At 62.9% G+C, this 18,416-nt stretch carries 12 protein-coding genes and 1 rRNA gene; 3 read left to right on the plus strand and 10 right to left on the minus strand.

Annotation, left to right across the window (positions count from 1 at the left end; all coding sequences use genetic code 11):
- Nucleotides 1-30: 30 nt before the first annotated feature.
- From putA to OKC40_RS11885, 3 genes are all read right to left on the minus strand, one after another.
- Complete coding sequence (putA, locus tag OKC40_RS11875) at nucleotides 31-3,195, minus strand: bifunctional proline dehydrogenase/L-glutamate gamma-semialdehyde dehydrogenase PutA (protein ID WP_270795334.1); 3,165 nt, start codon at nucleotides 3,193-3,195, stop codon at nucleotides 31-33.
- A gap of 324 nt (nucleotides 3,196-3,519) precedes the next feature.
- On the minus strand, nucleotides 3,520-4,125 hold the full coding sequence (locus tag OKC40_RS11880) for a TIGR04211 family SH3 domain-containing protein (RefSeq protein ID WP_005335443.1): 606 nt from the start codon (nucleotides 4,123-4,125) through the stop codon (nucleotides 3,520-3,522).
- 146 nt (nucleotides 4,126-4,271) lie between these two features.
- Nucleotides 4,272-5,024 carry a potassium channel family protein gene (locus tag OKC40_RS11885; RefSeq protein WP_232093570.1) on the minus strand — a complete coding sequence of 251 codons (753 nt, stop codon included), beginning with the start codon at nucleotides 5,022-5,024 and terminating at the stop codon, nucleotides 4,272-4,274.
- A 101-nt stretch (nucleotides 5,025-5,125) separates the two neighbouring features.
- On the opposite strand from OKC40_RS11885, the gene OKC40_RS11890 reads away from it, so the two are divergent.
- From OKC40_RS11890 to glnE, 3 genes are all read left to right on the plus strand, one after another.
- A complete protein-coding gene (locus tag OKC40_RS11890; RefSeq protein ID WP_182938151.1) occupies nucleotides 5,126-6,376 on the plus strand; it encodes a methyl-accepting chemotaxis protein in 1,251 nt (416 codons plus the stop codon).
- 82 nt (nucleotides 6,377-6,458) lie between these two features.
- Nucleotides 6,459-6,905 carry a GNAT family N-acetyltransferase gene (locus OKC40_RS11895; protein WP_182938152.1) on the plus strand — a complete coding sequence of 149 codons (447 nt, stop codon included), beginning with the start codon at nucleotides 6,459-6,461 and terminating at the stop codon, nucleotides 6,903-6,905.
- Between the two features lie 158 nt (nucleotides 6,906-7,063).
- On the plus strand, nucleotides 7,064-9,937 hold the full coding sequence (glnE, locus tag OKC40_RS11900) for a bifunctional [glutamate--ammonia ligase]-adenylyl-L-tyrosine phosphorylase/[glutamate--ammonia-ligase] adenylyltransferase (protein ID WP_182938153.1): 2,874 nt from the start codon (nucleotides 7,064-7,066) through the stop codon (nucleotides 9,935-9,937).
- 90 nt (nucleotides 9,938-10,027) lie between these two features.
- On the opposite strand, the gene OKC40_RS11905 is transcribed toward glnE, so the two are convergent.
- The 7 genes from OKC40_RS11905 to rrf form a co-directional block, all read right to left on the minus strand.
- Nucleotides 10,028-12,229, minus strand: a complete 2,202-nt coding sequence (locus tag OKC40_RS11905) for a glycoside hydrolase (protein WP_182938154.1) — start codon at nucleotides 12,227-12,229, stop codon at nucleotides 10,028-10,030.
- A gap of 107 nt (nucleotides 12,230-12,336) precedes the next feature.
- The gene (locus OKC40_RS11910; protein ID WP_232093571.1) at nucleotides 12,337-13,083 is read right to left on the minus strand and encodes a DUF2861 family protein; all 747 of its coding nucleotides are present in this window, start codon (nucleotides 13,081-13,083) and stop codon (nucleotides 12,337-12,339) included.
- A gap of 50 nt (nucleotides 13,084-13,133) precedes the next feature.
- The gene (locus OKC40_RS11915; protein WP_182938156.1) at nucleotides 13,134-13,781 is read right to left on the minus strand and encodes a response regulator transcription factor; all 648 of its coding nucleotides are present in this window, start codon (nucleotides 13,779-13,781) and stop codon (nucleotides 13,134-13,136) included.
- Nucleotides 13,778-15,160, minus strand: coding sequence for an ATP-binding protein (locus OKC40_RS11920; protein WP_182938157.1), 1,383 nt, complete (start codon nucleotides 15,158-15,160; stop codon nucleotides 13,778-13,780). The genes OKC40_RS11915 and OKC40_RS11920 overlap by 4 nt, the downstream gene beginning before the upstream one ends.
- Nucleotides 15,161-15,305: 145 nt before the next feature.
- Nucleotides 15,306-17,468, minus strand: a complete 2,163-nt coding sequence (locus OKC40_RS11925) for an AsmA family protein (protein WP_270795337.1) — start codon at nucleotides 17,466-17,468, stop codon at nucleotides 15,306-15,308.
- A 151-nt stretch (nucleotides 17,469-17,619) separates the two neighbouring features.
- Nucleotides 17,620-18,123 carry an NUDIX hydrolase gene (locus tag OKC40_RS11930; RefSeq protein ID WP_182938159.1) on the minus strand — a complete coding sequence of 168 codons (504 nt, stop codon included), beginning with the start codon at nucleotides 18,121-18,123 and terminating at the stop codon, nucleotides 17,620-17,622.
- A gap of 183 nt (nucleotides 18,124-18,306) precedes the next feature.
- Nucleotides 18,307-18,416: ribosomal RNA gene (rrf, locus tag OKC40_RS11935) — 5S ribosomal RNA — on the minus strand; the annotation flags it as partial.

An 18,416-nucleotide genomic window follows, 5' to 3' on the forward strand; every position in this document is an offset into this window, starting at 1 on the left:
GCATCCCGTATCCGCCTCTATCGACGCGGATCAGGCATCGCCCATCGCCAGCAGGGAGGCGTTGCCGCCCACCGCCGTGGTGTTGATGGTGCGGGTCTTCTCGGTAACAAACCGCCCGAGATAGTGGGGGCCCCCCGCCTTGGGGCCGGTGCCGGAGAGCCCCTGGCCGCCGAACGGCTGCACCCCGACCATGGCGCCGATCTGGTTGCGGTTGATATAGACGTTGCCGACATTGATGCGGCTCGCCAGCTCCTCGGCGTGGGATTCGTTGCGGCTATGGATCCCCAGCGTCAGGCCGTAACCGGTGCCATTGATATCGCTGATCACCTTGTCCAGATCCCGGGTGGCGTAGCGCACCACATGGAGGATGGGGCCGAACTGCTCCTTCGCCAGCTCGCGGATGGAGCCGATCTCCAGCGCGGTCGGCTGGACGAAGTGCCCTTCCATGGTCGCGGCGGGCATCGGCGCCTGCGCGATCAGGCGAGCGCGCGGCATCATGTAGGCGAGGTGAGCATCGAGACCGGCCTTGGCCTCGGCATCGATCACCGGACCGACGTCGGTATTGTGCTCGGCCGGATTGCCCACTTTTAGCTCCTGCATGGCACCGGTCAGGATCTCCAGCACCCGCGGCGCGATCTCTTCCTGCAGGTAGAGCACCCGCAGGGCCGAGCAGCGCTGACCGGCGCTCTGGAAGGCGGCGCTCACCACATCGCGCACCACCTGCTCCGGCAGGGCGGTGGAGTCGACGATCATGGCATTCTGGCCGCCAGTTTCGGCGATAAGCGGCAAAATCGCGCCATCGCGCTTAGCCAGCGTCATGTTGATGAGCTTGGCGGTCTCGGTGGAGCCGGTGAAGCAGACGCCGCCGATGCGCGAGTCCGCCGTCAGCTTGGCGCCGACGGTGGCGCCGTCACCGGGCAGCAGCTGCAGCACGTCGCCCGGAATACCGGCCTGATGGGCCAGAGTCACCGCCAGATGGGCGATAAGGCCGGTCTGCTCCGCCGGTTTGGCGATGACGGTGTTGCCGGTAGCCAGCGCAGCTGCGATTTGGCCGAGGAAAATCGCCAGCGGGAAGTTCCATGGGCTGATGCAGACGAACACCCCGCGCCCCTGCAGGAACAGCTCGTTCTGCTCGCCGGTGTACCCGGGCAGCAGGGTCGCCTGCCCCATCAGGCTGCGCGCTTGCACCGCGTAGTAGCGGCAGAAATCGACCGCCTCGCGCACCTCGTCGATGCCATCTTGCAGCAGCTTGCCCGCCTCGCGGGTACAGAGGGAGACGAACTGCTCGCGGTGCGCTTCCAGCAGATCCGCCAGCTTCTCCAGCGCCGCAGCACGCTCGCTCACCGGGGTTTCACGCCAGCGCGGGAAGGCGGCGTGAGCGGATGCCAAAGCCTGCTCCACCGCCTGTTCGTCAGCCCAGTGGATCTTGCCGACAGTCAGGCTCACATCCTGCGGGCTCAGCACGGTGCGCGCCTCGCTGCGCTTGAGGGTCTCGCCATCGACGATGGGACCCGCCAGCCACTGCTTGCTCTCCAGCTCTTTCAAGCGGGCGAAGAAGGGGCGCTGGATGGAGAGGATATTCATGTTGACGCCGCTGGAGTTCTTGCGGTCGCTGAAGAGGTTTACCGGCTGCGGAATGCGGTCGTTGGCAAAGCCGGAGTAACGCTTGAGGGTACGCAGCGGGTGCTCGGCCAGTGAATCCACCGGGGTGTTGGGGTCCACCAGCTTGTGGACGAAGGAGGTATTTGCCCCGTTTTCCAGCAGGCGGCGCACCAGATAGGGCAGCAAGTCCTTGTGGGCACCGACCGGTGCATAGATGCGGCAGTGCAGGCCGGGATTGTCGTTCAGCACGGCGTTGTGCAGCTCCTCCCCCATGCCGTGCAGGCGCTGGAACTCGAACTGGCGATCGCCCGCCATCTCCAGAATGCTGACCACAGTATTGGCATTGTGGGTGGCGAACTGGGGGGCGATAAAGCCGCGAGTCGGCTCGCTCAGCAGATAGCGGGCGCAGGCGAGGTAAGAGATGTCGGTGCCCGCCTTGCGGGTAAAGAGCGGATAGCCAGGCAGACCCGCCTGCTGGGCATATTTCAGTTCGCTGTCCCAGTAGGCCCCTTTTACCAGTCGCACCGGAATGAGGTCACCCTGTTCGCGGGCCAGCGCGGTGAGCCAGCAGAGTACCGGCAACGCGCGCTTGGAGTAGGCCTGCACTACCATGCCGAGCTTGCCCCAGCCACGGTTGGCGTCGGAGCGGTAGAGCTGCTCGAACAAGTCCAGCGACAGCTCGAGTCGGTCCATCTCCTCGGCATCGATGCTGATGGCCACGTCCTTGTCGCGGGCCAGACGCACCAGCCCCACCAGCCGCTCGCACATCTCGCCGAGCACCCGCTCGCGGTTGGCCACGTCATAGCGCGGATGCAGCGCCGAGAGCTTGATGGAGATGGAGGGGGCCGGGCCGCCGTCGCTGATGCGCTCGTTACCGACCGCCTCGATGGCATTGCGGTAATCGGTCAGATACTTGTCGGCATCCTGCAAGGTCAGCGCCGATTCGCCCAGCATATCGTAGGTGTGGGTGTAACCCAGCTCGCGGGATTTGCGGCTCGCCTTGAGCGCCTCTTTCATGTCGCGCCCCAGCACGAACTGCTTGCCCATGATCTTCATGGCGGCGTACATGGCGGAGCGCACCACCGGCTCCCCCAGCTTGTTGACCATGCGCCCCAGCAGGTTGGCCGGGTTGCCGTCGAGCTTCTTGTCCAGCTTGATGATCTTGCCGGTCAGCATCAGCCCCCAGGTAGAGGCGTTGACCAGGGTGGAGTCGCTCTTGCGAAAATGAGATGACCAGTTGGCACCGGAGAGTTTGTCCTTGATCAGGGCGTCGGCGGTCTCGGCATCGGGAATGCGCAGCAGCGCCTCGGCCAGACACATCAGGATGATCCCCTCCTGGGTATCGAGGCTGTACTCCTGCAGGAAGGCGTCGATACCGTCACCGGAGCCGCTCTCCTTGCGCACCTTGGTCACCAGAGTACGGGCACGCTGGGTCACCTGCTCCAGCGCGGCGCCATCCCCCGGCAACATGGCCGACAGTTCGGCCAGATAGGCATTTTCATCCACCACGTAGTTTTGAGTGATGGCTTCGCGCAGGGCGGCCAGATCGGAGGGGATATAGTCAGCAGCAAGCACTTGAGTAGCTTTGAACATAGGGGGTCTTCCTGTACGCCCGAGGGCTGATATCGACAAAGGCGGACGCGCCGCCGAAACGCCGATAATGTATACAATGTTGCACCCTATATGAAATGAATTTGTTGCCACTCTTTAACAAAGATCGCTAATTCTGCGCCGCGATCCCTCTGCGAGCCACCTGGCCGACTGTGACGAGGGTCATCTGGCATCATTTTGTATACAATCCTGCCGCCATGCATCCCGCCTCCCGACCCACCGCCAGCGGCAACCGACGCGGCCGCAAACCGGGATAAAAAAGAAGGGCCGCCACGGCGACCCTTCGATTCGTTCAGACAACTATTGTCAGTTCATCCAGCGATCGCCGCGGCTGCGACGACGGGGCAGCATGGGCAGCAGGATACCAAGCAGGATACCGGCACCCACCATGGCACCACCACGGATAAACCAGTCCATCTGCATGTCGTGCTCCTGGTTGTCGTAGCTCTGGGTCAGGGCATCATTCTGCTCTTTGAGATTGCTCATCTCCTCACCCTGACTGACCAGCTGGGCCTTGAGAGCAGCGATCTCCTTGCTCTGGGCAGCGATCTGGCCATCCTTCTCGGTGAAGCGTTTCTCGTTGTCACCGTTAAGGTTCTGCAGGCGATCTTTAAGCTCATCGCGCTCTTTTTCCACCTGGGGAAGACGCTCGCGTAGGCTGATCTGGCTCTGCAGTTCGCTGTTCTTGATCCACCCCTCGCGACCACGACCGTCCACCACCTGGGTGAAACCGGCCTCACTGTTCACCGCCTTTACCTCCAGCGGTTCACCAGCCTTGACGCTACCAAGGATCCGGTACTGGGTACCCGGGCCATTGTGGATATAGGTAAAGATGTTGTCTGAAACATAACGGGTATCGGCCAGTGCCTGTTGGGCACACAAGCAGATCAAAATCCCGAGAAGGGCGCGCATGGTCGATCGGTTCTCTTTTTCAGGTTTGGACAAGAGGTTGAATGTTAAGCCGCCAGCAGGTTAAAGGACAAGCAAAGAAAAAGCACCTCCCCCGGATTAAAGAGCGCAGAGTTGCGAGTCAACTCGCAACTTGCCCGTCTGCGGCCTCACTTGTTTTTCAGCTCCTGCACTTCGCTGCGCAGGGCGCGGATCTCCCGCAGCAGCTCCTCTTGCTGGTTGTTGTAGTGATGACGCCACTTGTCGGTCTCGCCATCCCCCTTGTTGGGCTGCAAAAACAGGCTGGCCATAAAACCGCTGATGGCACCGAACAGACCGACCCCGAACAGGATCAGCAGGCTGGCGACAAACCGCCCCTCCTCGGTCTTGGGCACCAGATCCCCGTAACCCACTGTCGAGAGGGTCACCAGCGTCCACCAGAACGCGTCATAGGGTGTCGCAATCTGGCTGCCGGGCTGGCCTGACTCAATCCAGTACATGACGCCGGAACCCACCCCCAGCAGCAGGAAGAACAGAAACAGGATGCCGGAGAGAGTGGTCTCGTTGCGCTCGCGACGGAACATGGCCCAGAGATCCGGGTGCTCCTTGAACAACTGATAGACCCGCCACAGCTGGAGCAGACGGGCCCAGCGCAGCTGCTCCACCATCGGCAGACTACCCGGCAGATAGATCCAGTTGGTCATGAAAAATGCCTTGCGATCGGGCGCCCGGATCCAGCCATAAGCAAAGTGCGCGAGGAAGAAGTAGCAGATCAGACTGTCGAGGTCATAGAAGAGCTGCAGAGTCTGTGGTGTCAGGCTCTCATGGCCCCACCAGCGGGCCGTCACCAGCACAACCGAGATAATCGACAGAAATGCCATCAGCAGATCCATCGCCCGCAGATGAGTTAAGTGATGTCGCATACATTTTCCAACTTTAAGCACAGTGCAAATTAATAAAAGAGAAGATAATGCCGATAGTCCTGAGGGCAAAGGAAAAAACGGCTTTTAAAAGGAGAATGACAATGCAGCTGAACCTGCTGGAGAAAAGAATGAGCAACATCCGGTTGGTACCCAAAGTGGTGCTGCTGATGGTGTTCAGTACCCTCCTGCTACTGACAAAACTCTGGTTTGACGCCAACAATCTGGAAGCGACCCTGCTCAGCGAAGGGCTCGATCCCGCCAAGGCGGATGCGATCTCCAATCGCCTGCTCTGGACCGGTCTGATGGAGACCGCCATCATGGGGCTGCTGTTCGTGATCCTGCTGCTCACCGGCTCCCGCCTGATGGTCAAGCAGGTGCACTATCTGGTGGGCCTGCTGGAACGCTTCGCCAAGCGGGACCTCAGCCACAAGGTACTGCTCAAGTCTCGTGACGAATTCGGTGACATCGCCAAGGCGGTCTCACACTCGCAGGAGAATCTCAAAGAGGTGTTTGGCAACCAGCGCGCCGCCTGCAAGGAGCTCAACGACATCGCCTCCCAGGTGACCCTTTGCATGGAAGAGGCCAACGAAGCGATCAACGAAGAGTTCACCCAGATCGAACAGCTGGCCAGCGCCATGAGCCAGATGGTCGGCGCCATTCGCGAGGTGGCCGCCCATGCGGATCAGGCCTCTCACGCCACCGCCGAGACCAGCCAACTGGCGGAAGAGGGGAGCCGCTGCGTCGCCGACACCGTCAGCACCATAGACACCCTCTCCGGCAACATCCAGCGCTCCGCCACCGTGGTCAACGAGGTGGAGCAGGGGGTCGAGCGCATTGGCTCGGTAGTCGACACCATTCGCGGCATCTCGGAACAGACCAACCTGTTGGCACTGAACGCCGCCATCGAAGCGGCCCGCGCCGGTGAAGCGGGTCGTGGTTTTGCCGTGGTGGCCTCCGAAGTGCGCGAGCTGGCCAACCGGGCCCAGGCTGCCACCGTCGAGATCCAGAAGATGATCGAGCAGTTGCAGGGCAATGCCGCTCAGGCCGCCGAACTGATGGCCCAGAGCGTACGTCAGGCTGACAAGGGAGTGGAACAGGTCACCCAGGCCGGTACCCAGCTCGCCACCATAGTGCAGCGAGTACAGGGCGTGGCCGACATGAACCGCCACATCGCCGCCGCCTCCGAGCAGCAGAGTTCGGTCGCCGAAGAGATGCGCGGCAATCTGGAACAGGTCAAGCAGATCGCCGAAGGCTCCGTCGTGGTGCTACGCGAGCTGCAAGAGGCCTCCGAGCTGGTCGAGCAGCACAGCAAGGATCTCGACAGCCAGATCCACTCCTTCAAGCTTGCCTGACTGTTTTCGCGTCCCAATCCGGTTAGACTGGAAGGCCCCTTGTGGGGCCTTTCTCATTTCCAGCGCACGGCAAGGAGCCAACATGCAGCAGAACGCAACGCACCCACCACTCGAGATCAGTGACGACAAAGGGCGGCTCGACGTGCCGCTGATCCACCGTTTTCTCTCCGAAGAGGCCTACTGGTGTCGCGGCATTCCGCACAGTACGGTGGTGCGGGCCATCAACCACTCCCTCTGCGTTGGCGGCTATATAAGCGGTCAGCAGGTTGCCTTTGCCCGAGTAATCACAGACAAGGCCACCTTCGGCTATCTAGCTGATGTGTTTGTGCTGCCTGAGTATCGCGGCCGCGGTTACAGCAAGGCGTTGGTGGCGGCCATTGTCGACCATCCCGAGTTGCAGGGATTACGCCGCCTCGCCCTCGCGACCTCCGATGCCCACGGCCTCTACGCCGGTTTTGGCTTTGCGCCGCCCGCCAGCCCGGGCAGCCTGATGGAGATCTACCACCCCACCATCTACCAGCGCACCTGAACCGCCAGCTGCCGAATATTCCCGCCTGATCATGCTTCTCGCCCCTGCGCTGTGACGCGGGGGCCTGACAATGCTAGATTGGCAGCCACCATTTTGAACCGGCAGTTTCGTTAACCCGTGTCGTTAACCAGCTGTCGTGAACCACAAGGACGGCAACCGTGGCCCAGCACTCTCCCTCTTTCTCCGCTCTCTCTCCCTTGCTGCAAGAACAGGCCGAACGTCAGTGGCAGCGACTGATCGAGCTGGCCCCCGACTATGGCGACCTGCCCGAACCGATTCGCCACACCCTGCTGACCCTGCTCGGTCTCTCTGATTTTGTCGCCGATTCCCTCTTCAAGCAGCCGGAGTTGCTGACCGAGCTGCTCGCCTCCGGGGATCTCGAACGGGCCGAACGCTGGCCTGCCTACCAGAGTGACCTCAGCGCCCTGCTGGCCGAGGTGAGCGATGAAGAGGCGCTCAAGCGCATCCTGCGCCAGTTCCGCCGCAGCCGCATGCTGGTGATCGCCTGGCGCGAGCTGCTGGGCCATGCGGCGGTGGAAGAGAGCTTTATCCACCTCACCAAGCTGGCGGATGCCCTCATCTGCTCCGCCCGCGACTGGCTCTACGCCAAGCAGTGCAGCGAGCTGGGCACTCCGATGGACGGCAACGGCAACCCGCAGCCGCTGCTCATTCTCGGCATGGGCAAGCTCGGGGGCGGCGAGCTCAACTTCTCCTCGGACATCGACCTAATCTTCACCTTCCCCGAGAACGGCTACACGGTCGGCGGGCGGCGCGAACTCGCCAACCAGCAGTTCTTTATCAAGCTGGGCCAGCGCATCATCAACGCCCTCCACCAGCCCACCCAGGATGGTCAGGTGTTCCGGGTCGACATGCGGCTGCGCCCCTTTGGCGATGCGGGGCCACTGGCCATCTCCTTCGCCGCCATGGAGGATTACTACCAGCATCACGGCCGCAACTGGGAGCGCTACGCCATGGTCAAGGCACGGGTACTGGGCCCCCAGTGCGAACACGCGGTGGAACTGGCTGAGATGCTGCGCCCCTTCGTGTTTCGCCGCTATATCGACTTCGGCGTTATCGACGGTCTGCGCCAGATGAAGGCGATGATCGCCGCCGAGGTACGCCGCAAGGGGCTGGAGGGCAACATCAAGCTGGGCGCCGGTGGCATCCGTGAAGTGGAGTTTATCGCCCAGGCGCTGCAACTGATCCGCGGCGGGCGCGAACCGGCGCTGCGGGTGCGTCACCTGCCCGAAGCGCTGGCCGCCATCGCCCAGTGCGGCGCCCTCGAATCCGCCCATTGCGATCGCTTGCTGGATGCCTATCGCTTCCTGCGCCGGGTCGAAAACATCTTGCAGGAGATCGGCGATCAACAGACCCAGACCCTGCCCACCGAGGAGCGGGATCGCCAGCGGCTGATCGCGGCTCTGGGTTTTGCCGACTGGAGCGCCTTTATGGCTCATCTCGATGAGGAGATGGCCGCCGTCCATCAGGAGTTCGCCGCCGTGGTGGGGGAAGAGAAAGAGGCACCCGCCCATCTGGAGCAGCTCTGGCTCGATCTCTGGCGCACCGAGCTCGACGCCGCCGAGCTGGAAAAACTGCTGACCGCACAGGGGGTGGCCGAGCCCGCCCCGCTCTGCGCTGCGCTGCTGCGTTTCAAGGAGGAGTACAAGCGCCGTCAGGTGGGCCCGCAGGGGCGCATCGCGCTGGACTGGCTGATGCCTGAGCTGCTGCGACTGGTGGTGGCCAGTGAGCAACCCGCCCGCCTGTTCGAGCGGGTATGCGAGCTGCTGACCCGCATCTTCACCCGCAGCGCCTATCTGCAACTGCTGGCGGAAAACCCGGGCGCCCTACGCCAGCTGGTGCGGCTGTGCGATGCCAGCCATCTGGTGAGCGAGCAGCTGGCCCGCTACCCCATCCTGCTGGACGAGCTGCTCGATCCCCAGCACCTCTACCACCCCACCCCGCTCGATCAGTACAAGCCCCAGTTGCGCCAGTTCCTGCTGCGCATCCCCGAAGAGGATGTGGAGCAGCAGATGGAGGCACTGCGCCAGTTCAAGCAGGTGCAGCTGCTGCGCATCGTGGCGGCCGACATCGCCGGCGCCCTGCCGCTGATGAAGGTGAGCGACCACCTCACCTGGCTGGCGGAGGCGATCACCGAGGAGGTGGTCAATCAGGCGTGGGCCCAGATGAGCGAGCGCTACGGGGTGCCACCCGAGGTGGCGGTGAGCGGCCAGCGCGGCTTTGCTGTGGTGGCCTACGGCAAGCTGGGCGGCATCGAGCTCGGCTACGGCTCGGATCTCGATCTGGTGTTCCTGCATGGCGGCGACCCCAACAGCTACACCGACGGTCGCAAACCCATCGACAGCCGCCAGTTCTACCTGCGCCTGGCCCAGCGGATCCTGCACCTGTTCAGCACCCGCACCCCGTCCGGCATCCTCTACGAGATCGACATGCGGCTGCGCCCCTCCGGCGACTCAGGCCTGCTGGTCTCGTCCCTCTCGGCCTACGAGCAGTATCAGCAAAACGAGGCGTGGACCTGGGAGCATCAGGCGCTGGTGCGGGCCCGTCCCATCTATGGTGACGATGCCATCATTGCCGAGTTTGCCCGCATCCGCCGCGATGTGCTGGCCAAGGAGCGGGAGCTGCCGACCCTGGCCGGCGAGGTGCGCGAGATGCGCCACAAGATGCGGGATCACCTGCTCAAGGCGGGTGCCGGCGAGTTTGACCTCAAGCAGTCACCCGGCGGCATGGTGGATATCGAGTTTATCGCCCAGTATCTGGTGCTGGCCCACGCTTGTAGCGAACCCGATGCCCTCACCCGCTGGTCCGATAACGTGCGCATCTTCGATGAGTGCGTGATGGCAGGGGTACTGACCCTGGAGCAGGCAGAGGGGCTGAAACAGGCCTATCTGGAGATCCGCAACCTCGGCCATCGCCTCAACCTCTCGGAGATCTCCCGCAAGGTGAGCGACGATCAGCTGCAGAGTGAACGCAGCCATGTGCTGAACGTCTGGCAACAGCTGCTGGGAGAGTAATTCCCGCCGACAGCAATGAAAATGGGCCCGCCTGAAGCAATTCAGGCGGGCCCTTGTTGTCTCTGCTAGAGCCGATGAGTGATCCGCCAATCAATCAGCTTGCGATAAAAACTGCAACTTCCTGCCATCGGGCAATAGCGCCAACACGCTTTGAGCGGCCAGTTTGATCCCCGCCAGCTCGGTGGCCGGGCCGAAGTTGGCTATCAGTCGAGTGCTATCGGCAAACTCGCTCTGCTGCACCACACCTCTTTTATCGAGCCAGCGAAAACCGGTGAGCGGCTGGTTGTAGAGCCTCTCATGCAGCGGACGGAAGAAGGCATCGAGCCCCTTGAGGTAGGGAATGCGCACGCTGGCGCTATCCAGACTGAGGTTGAGCAGGGGCGGCACGTTGTAGAGCTGCTGCAACAGTTCGGTGACCTGACGGCTCTCCCTGAACTTCAGGCTGTCTATCGTCCAGTGGTGGGTGGTCACTATGCTGTCGTGAAAGACGCTCTGGAACAGCGGCAGCCGCAGCGCCGGATCGAAGTAGAGCCCCTGATACTCAGGTTTTAGGTGGCTCTGGCGAAAGAAAAATGCAGGCTGATAGTCGGGATACCAGGCCCCCAGATAGTAGGGAGAGCGCTTGTTGCGGCGCATATCGGGATCCTGCCAGCCAAAACCGCTGGTCTGGGGGCCGTGGGCAAAGGCCGCGGTGCGGTTGGCAACCGCGCCGCCCTCCTCGGAGCCCACCAGCACACCCTGACTCTTGGCAATCCACGCCATCCCCGCCATCCGGTTGTCCGCATCCTGCGCCTGAGTGGTTGGCTTGGCCGGGTCGAAGTCGTCAAACACCATGCCGGTCGCCGCCACATCGAGGAACCAGCTGTTGTAGTGGCTCGCCTGCTGCAATTTTGGCACTCGCTGCTCCATCACCGGGCGCACGCAGGCCTGATTGGTGTAGACGCCGCTGCTTTGAAAACCGCTCTTGCGCCGACCGTTCTCCTGCATGATGCCGCAGCGCAGGTAGATATCCTGCCCCATCTGGGCGGTGAGCCAGCTCTGCTGCCGATTCTCCTCCGGCAGCGCGGTATCGTAGGAGTCGTAAGGTGCGATGAGATAGCCCGCCGCTTTGGCAAGTTCAATCCCCTCTGGCGCAGCAAAGCCCGCCGTCCACTGGGGCAGACCCAGCCAGAGTTTTGGTAGTCCAGCTTGCTTGAGAGCGGCGATCATCTTGGCCGAGCTACCATCCCCCCAACTCTGCGGGTCATTGAGCGCAGCGCCCAGTTGCGTGGCCGCCCGCGCACGCCGGGCGGTGAAATCGGCCAGTTGCTGACCCGGGTGGCGCAGCGCAAGCGCCTGCTCAACTCCGGCCAACACCAGATTTTGCAGGTAGCGGTTGCGCTCGAGATCGGACGCTTGCAGCGCACGCTTGCTCTCCCCCTTGAGCCAGTCGGCAGGGATCAGGCGGCGCAACGCGGGCCAGCTCTTCACATCCTGTGGCACCAGCAGTCGCTCGCCCCAGAGGTAGAGGTGAGAGGCGCCAATCAGCCGTTTGCCATCCGGCACCGCCGCCAGCTTGCTCTCGAGCGAGACCAGCTCGCCCCGCTCCTGCAACCAGCTGCGATAGGCCTTGCCCGCCGCCAGCCAGTCATTGCCCGGTTGCAGCGACACCGCCACCTCATAGGGGGCGGTAAGATTGAGACGATTGACGCTATGGGTCGCGGTGAGGGCAATGCCATCTTGCTTCGGGGCAAAGGTGAGGCGGTTGTTGAAGGGATTGGCAAAGAGGATCGCCAGCTGCTGATCGCCGTGATCCAGCCCGACCAGCGGCAGAGTGAGATCCTCGGTGGTGTTGATCCCCTGATACTCGCCAGCCAGCGCTTTGCGCCACGCGGGATGATCAACCGGGATGCGAAAACCCTCGTGGATCGGCAGCATCAGCGCCTGCGCCCCTGCCGGCACCCGCGGCCACACCAGCTCGCCAGCACTCGCACGGCTCAAGCTGAGGATCAGGCGATTGCCCTCGAGACGGGCCGAGGCTCGCACCTCGCCATCGGCACGGGTCAGCCAGCTGGCACGCTCCCCCTTCTGCTGCAAGGCGGTAACCAGCTGACGCGGGCTGGGGGCAGAGATGGCAAGGTGCCTGCCCGATGGCAGCACAGCCTCGGCCGCTAGGGTGGCGGGATCCAGCTCGATGCGCCACTGATCGTTGGCCAGGGTCAGCGCCTCGGCAGGCAGTGAGAGCAAAGATAGCAGCGGCGCCAACAGCAGCAGCGGGCGGATCCGGCTCGCCAGCACGGGGAAAGAAGTCATGGTCGGTGATTCCTGATAAAAACGGGAATCGCCATTTCAGCAGATCGGCGGCCTGCGATTGTCAGGCCAATGTCAGGATTGCGTGCAACTGCCTATCACGATGCGCATTAATCCACCGGCCCCGCCTGACTGTGACTCAGCTGCAACACCAGCTGGCCACGCTGGCTGGTCTGCACCAGCGAGAGGGTGCGCCAGCTGTCGGGCGTGGCGGTTGGCCAGTTCACCGGCTCATTAGGCGCAATCCGGTGCCACCAGAGCAGTGAGTATTGCGGGCGGGCCAGCACAGTCTGCTCAAGCCAGAGCGGAGTGCACGAAGCGGGATTGGCGGGAGGATTGGCTACCGCCTGCGGCGAGCGGGAGAGCCAGTCCAGATCCTGCACCGCAGGCAGCGGCAACGCCACCTGCCAGCGCTGGCCCGCCACCGTCAGCCGCAGCTGATAGAGCCCAGCTGGCAAAGGCATCGGTAGATCGGCCCCCACGACCCTGACTCCGGAGTTCTCCTCCGCCTCCCACTGGGCGCCAGCCAGTCGGTCACTACCAGCGGGATCGATAAGTTCAGCGGCGGTAATGGGCCCCTCCCCAGTCAGCTGCACCCGATAATCCCGCAGCAGCGGCGCATCGCGCTGGATCAGCTCAAGGCGCAGCTCGCTCACCCCATCAGACAGAGTGAGCGGGAAATCCTTGCCGCAATGCTGGGCACTCAGCGCAGCCAGCATTCCCTGCCAGCTGCGGCGCTCGGCATCGCTGTTGAGCGCAGGCCATGCCTGCTGCAAAGATTGCCAGGCGTGCCGGTTATCCCCCTGCAACAGCGCCAGGGTAGCCGGTTGCAGTGGATCGGCACGTTCAGTTGCCATAACGCAGCCAGTGCTTAGAGCCAACAGCAGCGCGGCCAGTATTGCGCGCTTCACTGCTCTACCTCCAGTCGGTAGCCGATGCCGCGCACCGTCTCGATGGCCAGCCCGGGCAGCTTCTGGCGCAGTTGCAGAATATGGGTATCAACCGTGCGGGTGGAGGGGAACGCCTGATAGCCCCACACCCGATTGAGGATCTCCTCCCGGCTCAGCACCCGCCCCGCCATCCGCACCAGCAGGGTGAGCAGGGCAAACTCGGTGGGGGTGAAGCTCACCTCCGCAGCCTGCCAGCTCGCCTGCATCCGGGCGGGATGAAGCTGCAAGCCGCCCACCGCCTGAGTGCCATCCCCCAACTGGCGCAGCTGGGCCCGGATCCGCGCCAGCAGCTCGTCGTGGGAGAAGGGCTTGGTGAGGTAGTCGCGCGCCCCCGCATCGAGCCCGGCCACCCGATCGCTCACCTCCACCCGGGCGGTCAGCACGATCACCGGCAGTGCCTTGCGCGCCAGCCACTGGGGCAACCAGTCGAGGGCATCCCCCTCTGGCATGGTGCGATCCAGCAGCACCAGATCCGCCGCCAGCCACTGTCGCTCCGCCGCAGTGAGGGTGTCGCACCAGAGGCAGTGATACCCCTCGCGGGTCAGATAGCGTTGCAGATTCTCCGCCAGCAGCGCCTCGTCTTCGACAAGCAGGATGGTCTTCATGATTCGGTGTCGCTCCAGAGTTGGCAGGGCAGCGTCAGGGTGAAGGTGGTGGGCGGGCCGGAAAGGGTGAAGTGCCCGCCCAGACGGCGCAACAGATGGCGCACTATGGCAAGCCCCAGCCCCAGCCCATCGGCACGGGCACCGCGGCGCAGCAGGGTGGCGAGCCGGTAACCCGACAGCTCGCCACCATCGCTGACCGCGAGGATCAAGCGCCCCGCCTGCCAGCTGGCACAGACGCGAACCGGTGCGCGGCCATGCTGGCTGGCGTTGCGCAGCAGGTTGTCGAGGGCGAGATCGAGCCAGTAGAAGGGGAGCGCCAGAGTTATCTCACGCTCAAGGCAGAAGGTGGCGCCATGGCGCCCGCAAGCCAGGGTGAGCCACTCGGCCAGACTGACCGCCACCCGCTCATCTTCGAGAGCCTCTGCCGCCAGATAGTGGCGACTGGCCTGCGCCAGTTGATGCAGACGGGCGACACTGCCCAGCAGTTGCCCCACGCTCTGCTGGGCGGAAGGGGGCAGCCGGTCGAAATCGTGGCGCAGCTCCTCGCTGATGCCGGAGAGCGCCATGATGGGAGTGCGCAGCTCGTGGGTCAGCATCTGCAATGCGACGCGCCGCTCCTGCAGCAGACGCCAGCGCTGCCAACTGGCCCACCCCAGCAGCGAGATGAAACCAAGCGAGCTGGCCAGCGCCAGCCACTGCCAATGGATCGTTGGGCGCTCGTTGATGCAGAGCGCGCCGACCCGTTCCTGACAGGGGCCATCGACCCGACTATCCAGCATCACGCCGAGCCGCTCGGCCAGCGGTTGCCACTGCCCGGCACTGTAACGACGCCACTGCTGATCTGCGAGCAGCCAGAGCTGGCCGGATTGCAGCAACCAGCGCTCACCCCGCAGCAGGGCATCGAGGTTGTCATCATCAAGCTCGCCAAGCTGCCCCAGCTGATCGCGCCGCTCCCGCACATGGAGCAGAGCGTCGAGCCCAGCCGCCGGATGGCCAGCCTGCCAGCGGGCGGCGCTACTTCCCCCCAGCGGATAGACGGGGTGAGCGGCAAACCAGCTGGCCGAGGGCACAGGCCCCTCTTTGCAAAGCGCCCCCAGCAGCGGCAGCCACTCGGCGGGCAAGGCGTTATCTGTCCCGCACTCCTGCTGATAGCGATAGATAGCCTGCAACTGGCGCAGCGGGTAGCTCTGCCAGGCAGGATGAAGGGAGTCGGGAGCAATCAGGCGACGGTCGAGCCGCTGCACCTCGTCAAGAGGCAGCGCCTGTTCGGGTGCCTGTTTGGCCAGCTCACCCGCCAGGCGATCCGCCAGCGACCCGGCCAGCACGGGAGAAGCCATGCCGTAGCAGATCAGGGAGCAGAGCAGCAGGATCAGGCGCATGGGTTCAACTCGAGATGACTCCGGATCAAGGCACAGCAGATCACTGCGCCATAAAAAATGTCAGCGCCATTTTTCAATGGCGCTGACATCCGGTCAACCGCTAACGGCATTGGCGCGGCTCGCGCCAGCCCATATGAACCGTCACCTATTTGAACAGTCCCTTGAGCAGCTGGTCAGCCACCCCTTTGACGGCCTCGTTGTCGGCCTTGTCACCCAGCAGCTTCTTGAGTCCGCGCTCGGCCTCCTTGCGGGCCTTCTCCTCCAGCAGCTTGTTGTTGCTGAGCAGCGCCTTTACGTCAAGCTGATAGCTCGGCGCCTGCCAGTGGCCGCCGATCCGTACCGGAATGGTGATCTCCTTCAGCTCGTCCACATCCTTGCCCCCCTGCCCCTTGCTGCTCTCGACGATGGAGGTGAGGAACAGGAAGTCGAGGCTCTCCGGCACCAGCGCAGTCTGCCCCTCCCCCTTGACCCGCAAGGCCGGGGCAAAGAGCTGGATGTCGTTGCTGCGAGCGATGCCGTCGGCAATCTGGAAGCTGGCGGTCAGGGCGCTGAAGTCGGTCTTGCGCGCCTCCTTCACCTGCTCGGCCCCCTTGCCGGTGAGGGTAGCCCGCGCCTCGCGGATCATCTCCGGCAGGTTGATGCCGTGCAGGGCGCCATCGCTCAGCTTCAATGTGACTTTGCCCTGCATCCCGTTGCGCAGAGCCAGCGCGGAGAGACCACGGCCCTGCACCTGCACATCCAGATCGCCCTTGCCCTCCAGCAGATCACTCTGGGCCAGAGTCTGCAGCAAGGGACGAATGTTCACTCCGGCCACCTGCTTGTGCACCTTGTAGGTGGCGGGTTGCTGGCGCGCGTCGAGTACCCCGTTCGCGTTGACCTGACCGCCAGCCACGGTCGCGCTGAACTGCTTGAGCGTGAGCAGCCCCTTGGCCAGAACCACCTGAAGATCGACAGCGCCGAGATCCAGCCCTTTCAGGCGCAAGCTGCCGAGTTGCAGCCGACCATCCAGATCCACCCCTTTGAGCGCGCCCAGATCCGGTTCAACCGCGGAGAGGGCTTCGCTCTTGCCGCTTACTGCTTTATTGCCACTTGCCGCGGCATTGGAGGCACCGGTCGCCGGTTTGCTCTCTTTCGCCTGTGCGGTCGTGGTCGGTGTCGCTTTGGCGTGCCAGCTGTCGAGATCCAGCTTCTCACCCTTGAGATCGAAAGTGATCGCGGGAACAGCTCCAAGCTGCACGGTTCCATCACCACTCAACAGCGCCTCATCGGCACTCATCACCAGCTTGCTCAGGGTAATCAACTGCTTGTCGAGCTCGGCACGGGCAAAACCGGCCAGTTTCAGCTTCATTTGCGGGCGCGGCAGCGCATCACCTTCCAACGCGGCGGTCAGCACCATATCGGAGAGCTCGGCCAGCTTCATCTCTTTATCGAGCCGCCCCTTGAGCGTTCCTTCCAGCGAACCAGCCAGTGAAGGTTGCTGCCCCTCGCCTTTGGCCCCCTTGAGTGCCAGCGTGAGGTTGCTCCACTCACCTAGGGCCAGTCGGTCTCCCTTGATGGAGAAACTCTCGAGTCGCAGGGACGAGTCACTCAGGCTGCCACTGAGGCTCAGATCTTTCAGTTCGCTGGCCATGGTCTCCTGCGCCAGCTTGATCTGGGTTTGTCCCTTGATATCGAAAGCGAGCTTGTCGGCACTCCCCTTGGCGGCAAGCGTCACGGGCACCCACTCACCGGTAGCCAGCTGCCCCATATCGAGATCGAGGCGCTCCAGCCGCAACGAGGCGCCGCTGCGATCATCCTGCACCAGCGCACTGGCCTGGGAGAGCGCCACACCCTGCAAACTGATCTGCCAAGGCTTGCTATCAGCGGCTGGCGCAGGGGTTGCAGGGATGACCGGTTCGCTTGTATCAGCAGTGGTATCCTTGATCAGTCCACTCAGATTGGAGCTGCCATCCGCTTTGGTCTGGATAAAGAGATGGGCACCGCTCAGGGTCACCTTGCCGATCTCCAGTCGATGGGAGAGCAGCGGCAACAGTGCCACTGAGGCCTCCCCCTGATCGAAACGAACGAGATCCGGCTCGGCAAAACCGGTCGGATTGCGCAGGGCGACCTGCTCCAGCGAGAGACCGAGACTCGGCCAGAAGCGCCAGTCAATCTCCCCCGCCATCACCAGTTCGCGGCCCGTGCTCTTGCGCACCTGTTCAGCCAGTTGGGGCTTGAATTGATTGGGGTCGATAAGGCTGACCAGCGCCACAATGGCCACCACTGCCGCCACGGCAAGGCCCAGCAAGATGTAGATGATCTTCTTCACGATGAACTCCTTGAATAGGGATCCTGACCGTGACTATATCACCCGGGGCAATGCAGAGGGGGCATGGCGGCAAAAAGGACGAGAGCACCGGACAGGGATAGTCGCGAACTCTGGCATCTGCGCTCAACAGAGGCCCCGAAGGCCCTCAAGTTCAGGGATGAGCAGACTGCTGCAATAGCGTCACGGCAGAGCGGGTCGAGGTGAAAGCAAAACGGGACAAGCAGAGCGTATCGAGCTTCACCCACTGACAATCAGCTACATCATCGGCGGGCTGGATAACCGGTTTTTCGCTCAGCCTGATGGCGAAAAAGGTGTCACAGGTGTGGTATATGATGCCGTCATAGGGATAGGTATTGGCGAACGAGCCAAGATAACGGCATGGCTGACCGACCATATCGAACCCCAACTCCTCCTGCAACTCGCGACGCAGCGCGACTTCCAGCGACTCGCCGGGGTCGACGAATCCCCCCGGCAGATCCAGTAACCCCTTGCCCGGATTGCGGGCGCGCACCGCAACCAGCACCTCGTCCTGCCAGCAGATCGCCACCATCACAGCCGCTGCAACATTCTGGAAAAAATGAAAACCGCAGTCACAACGACACTCTTTATGACTGATGCTCAGCAGGGTTTGACCGCCGCATTTTGGACAAAACATGGGCTATCTCCGACGAAATAAAGCGCCATTTTACGCCGCTAACGCCGATTTTTATGAGTAAAACAGAAGGGAAGATAAAGAGTTCAGGGGAAATAGGGGTAAAACAGGTCAATTATCAGACGACTTTCTGAATATCAGGCAATAAAAAACCCCGCTCATCGAGCGGGGTTTCTTGGATTGGGTGCCTGGCAGTGTCCTACTCTCGCATGGCGAATGCCACACTACCATCGGCGCTACCGCGTTTCACTTCTGAGTTCGGCATGGGATCAGGTGGTTCCACGGCGCTATGGCCG

The sequence above is a fragment of the Aeromonas sp. QDB11 genome, assembly GCF_027705265.1.
Lineage (GTDB): Bacteria > Pseudomonadota > Gammaproteobacteria > Enterobacterales > Aeromonadaceae > Aeromonas > Aeromonas allosaccharophila.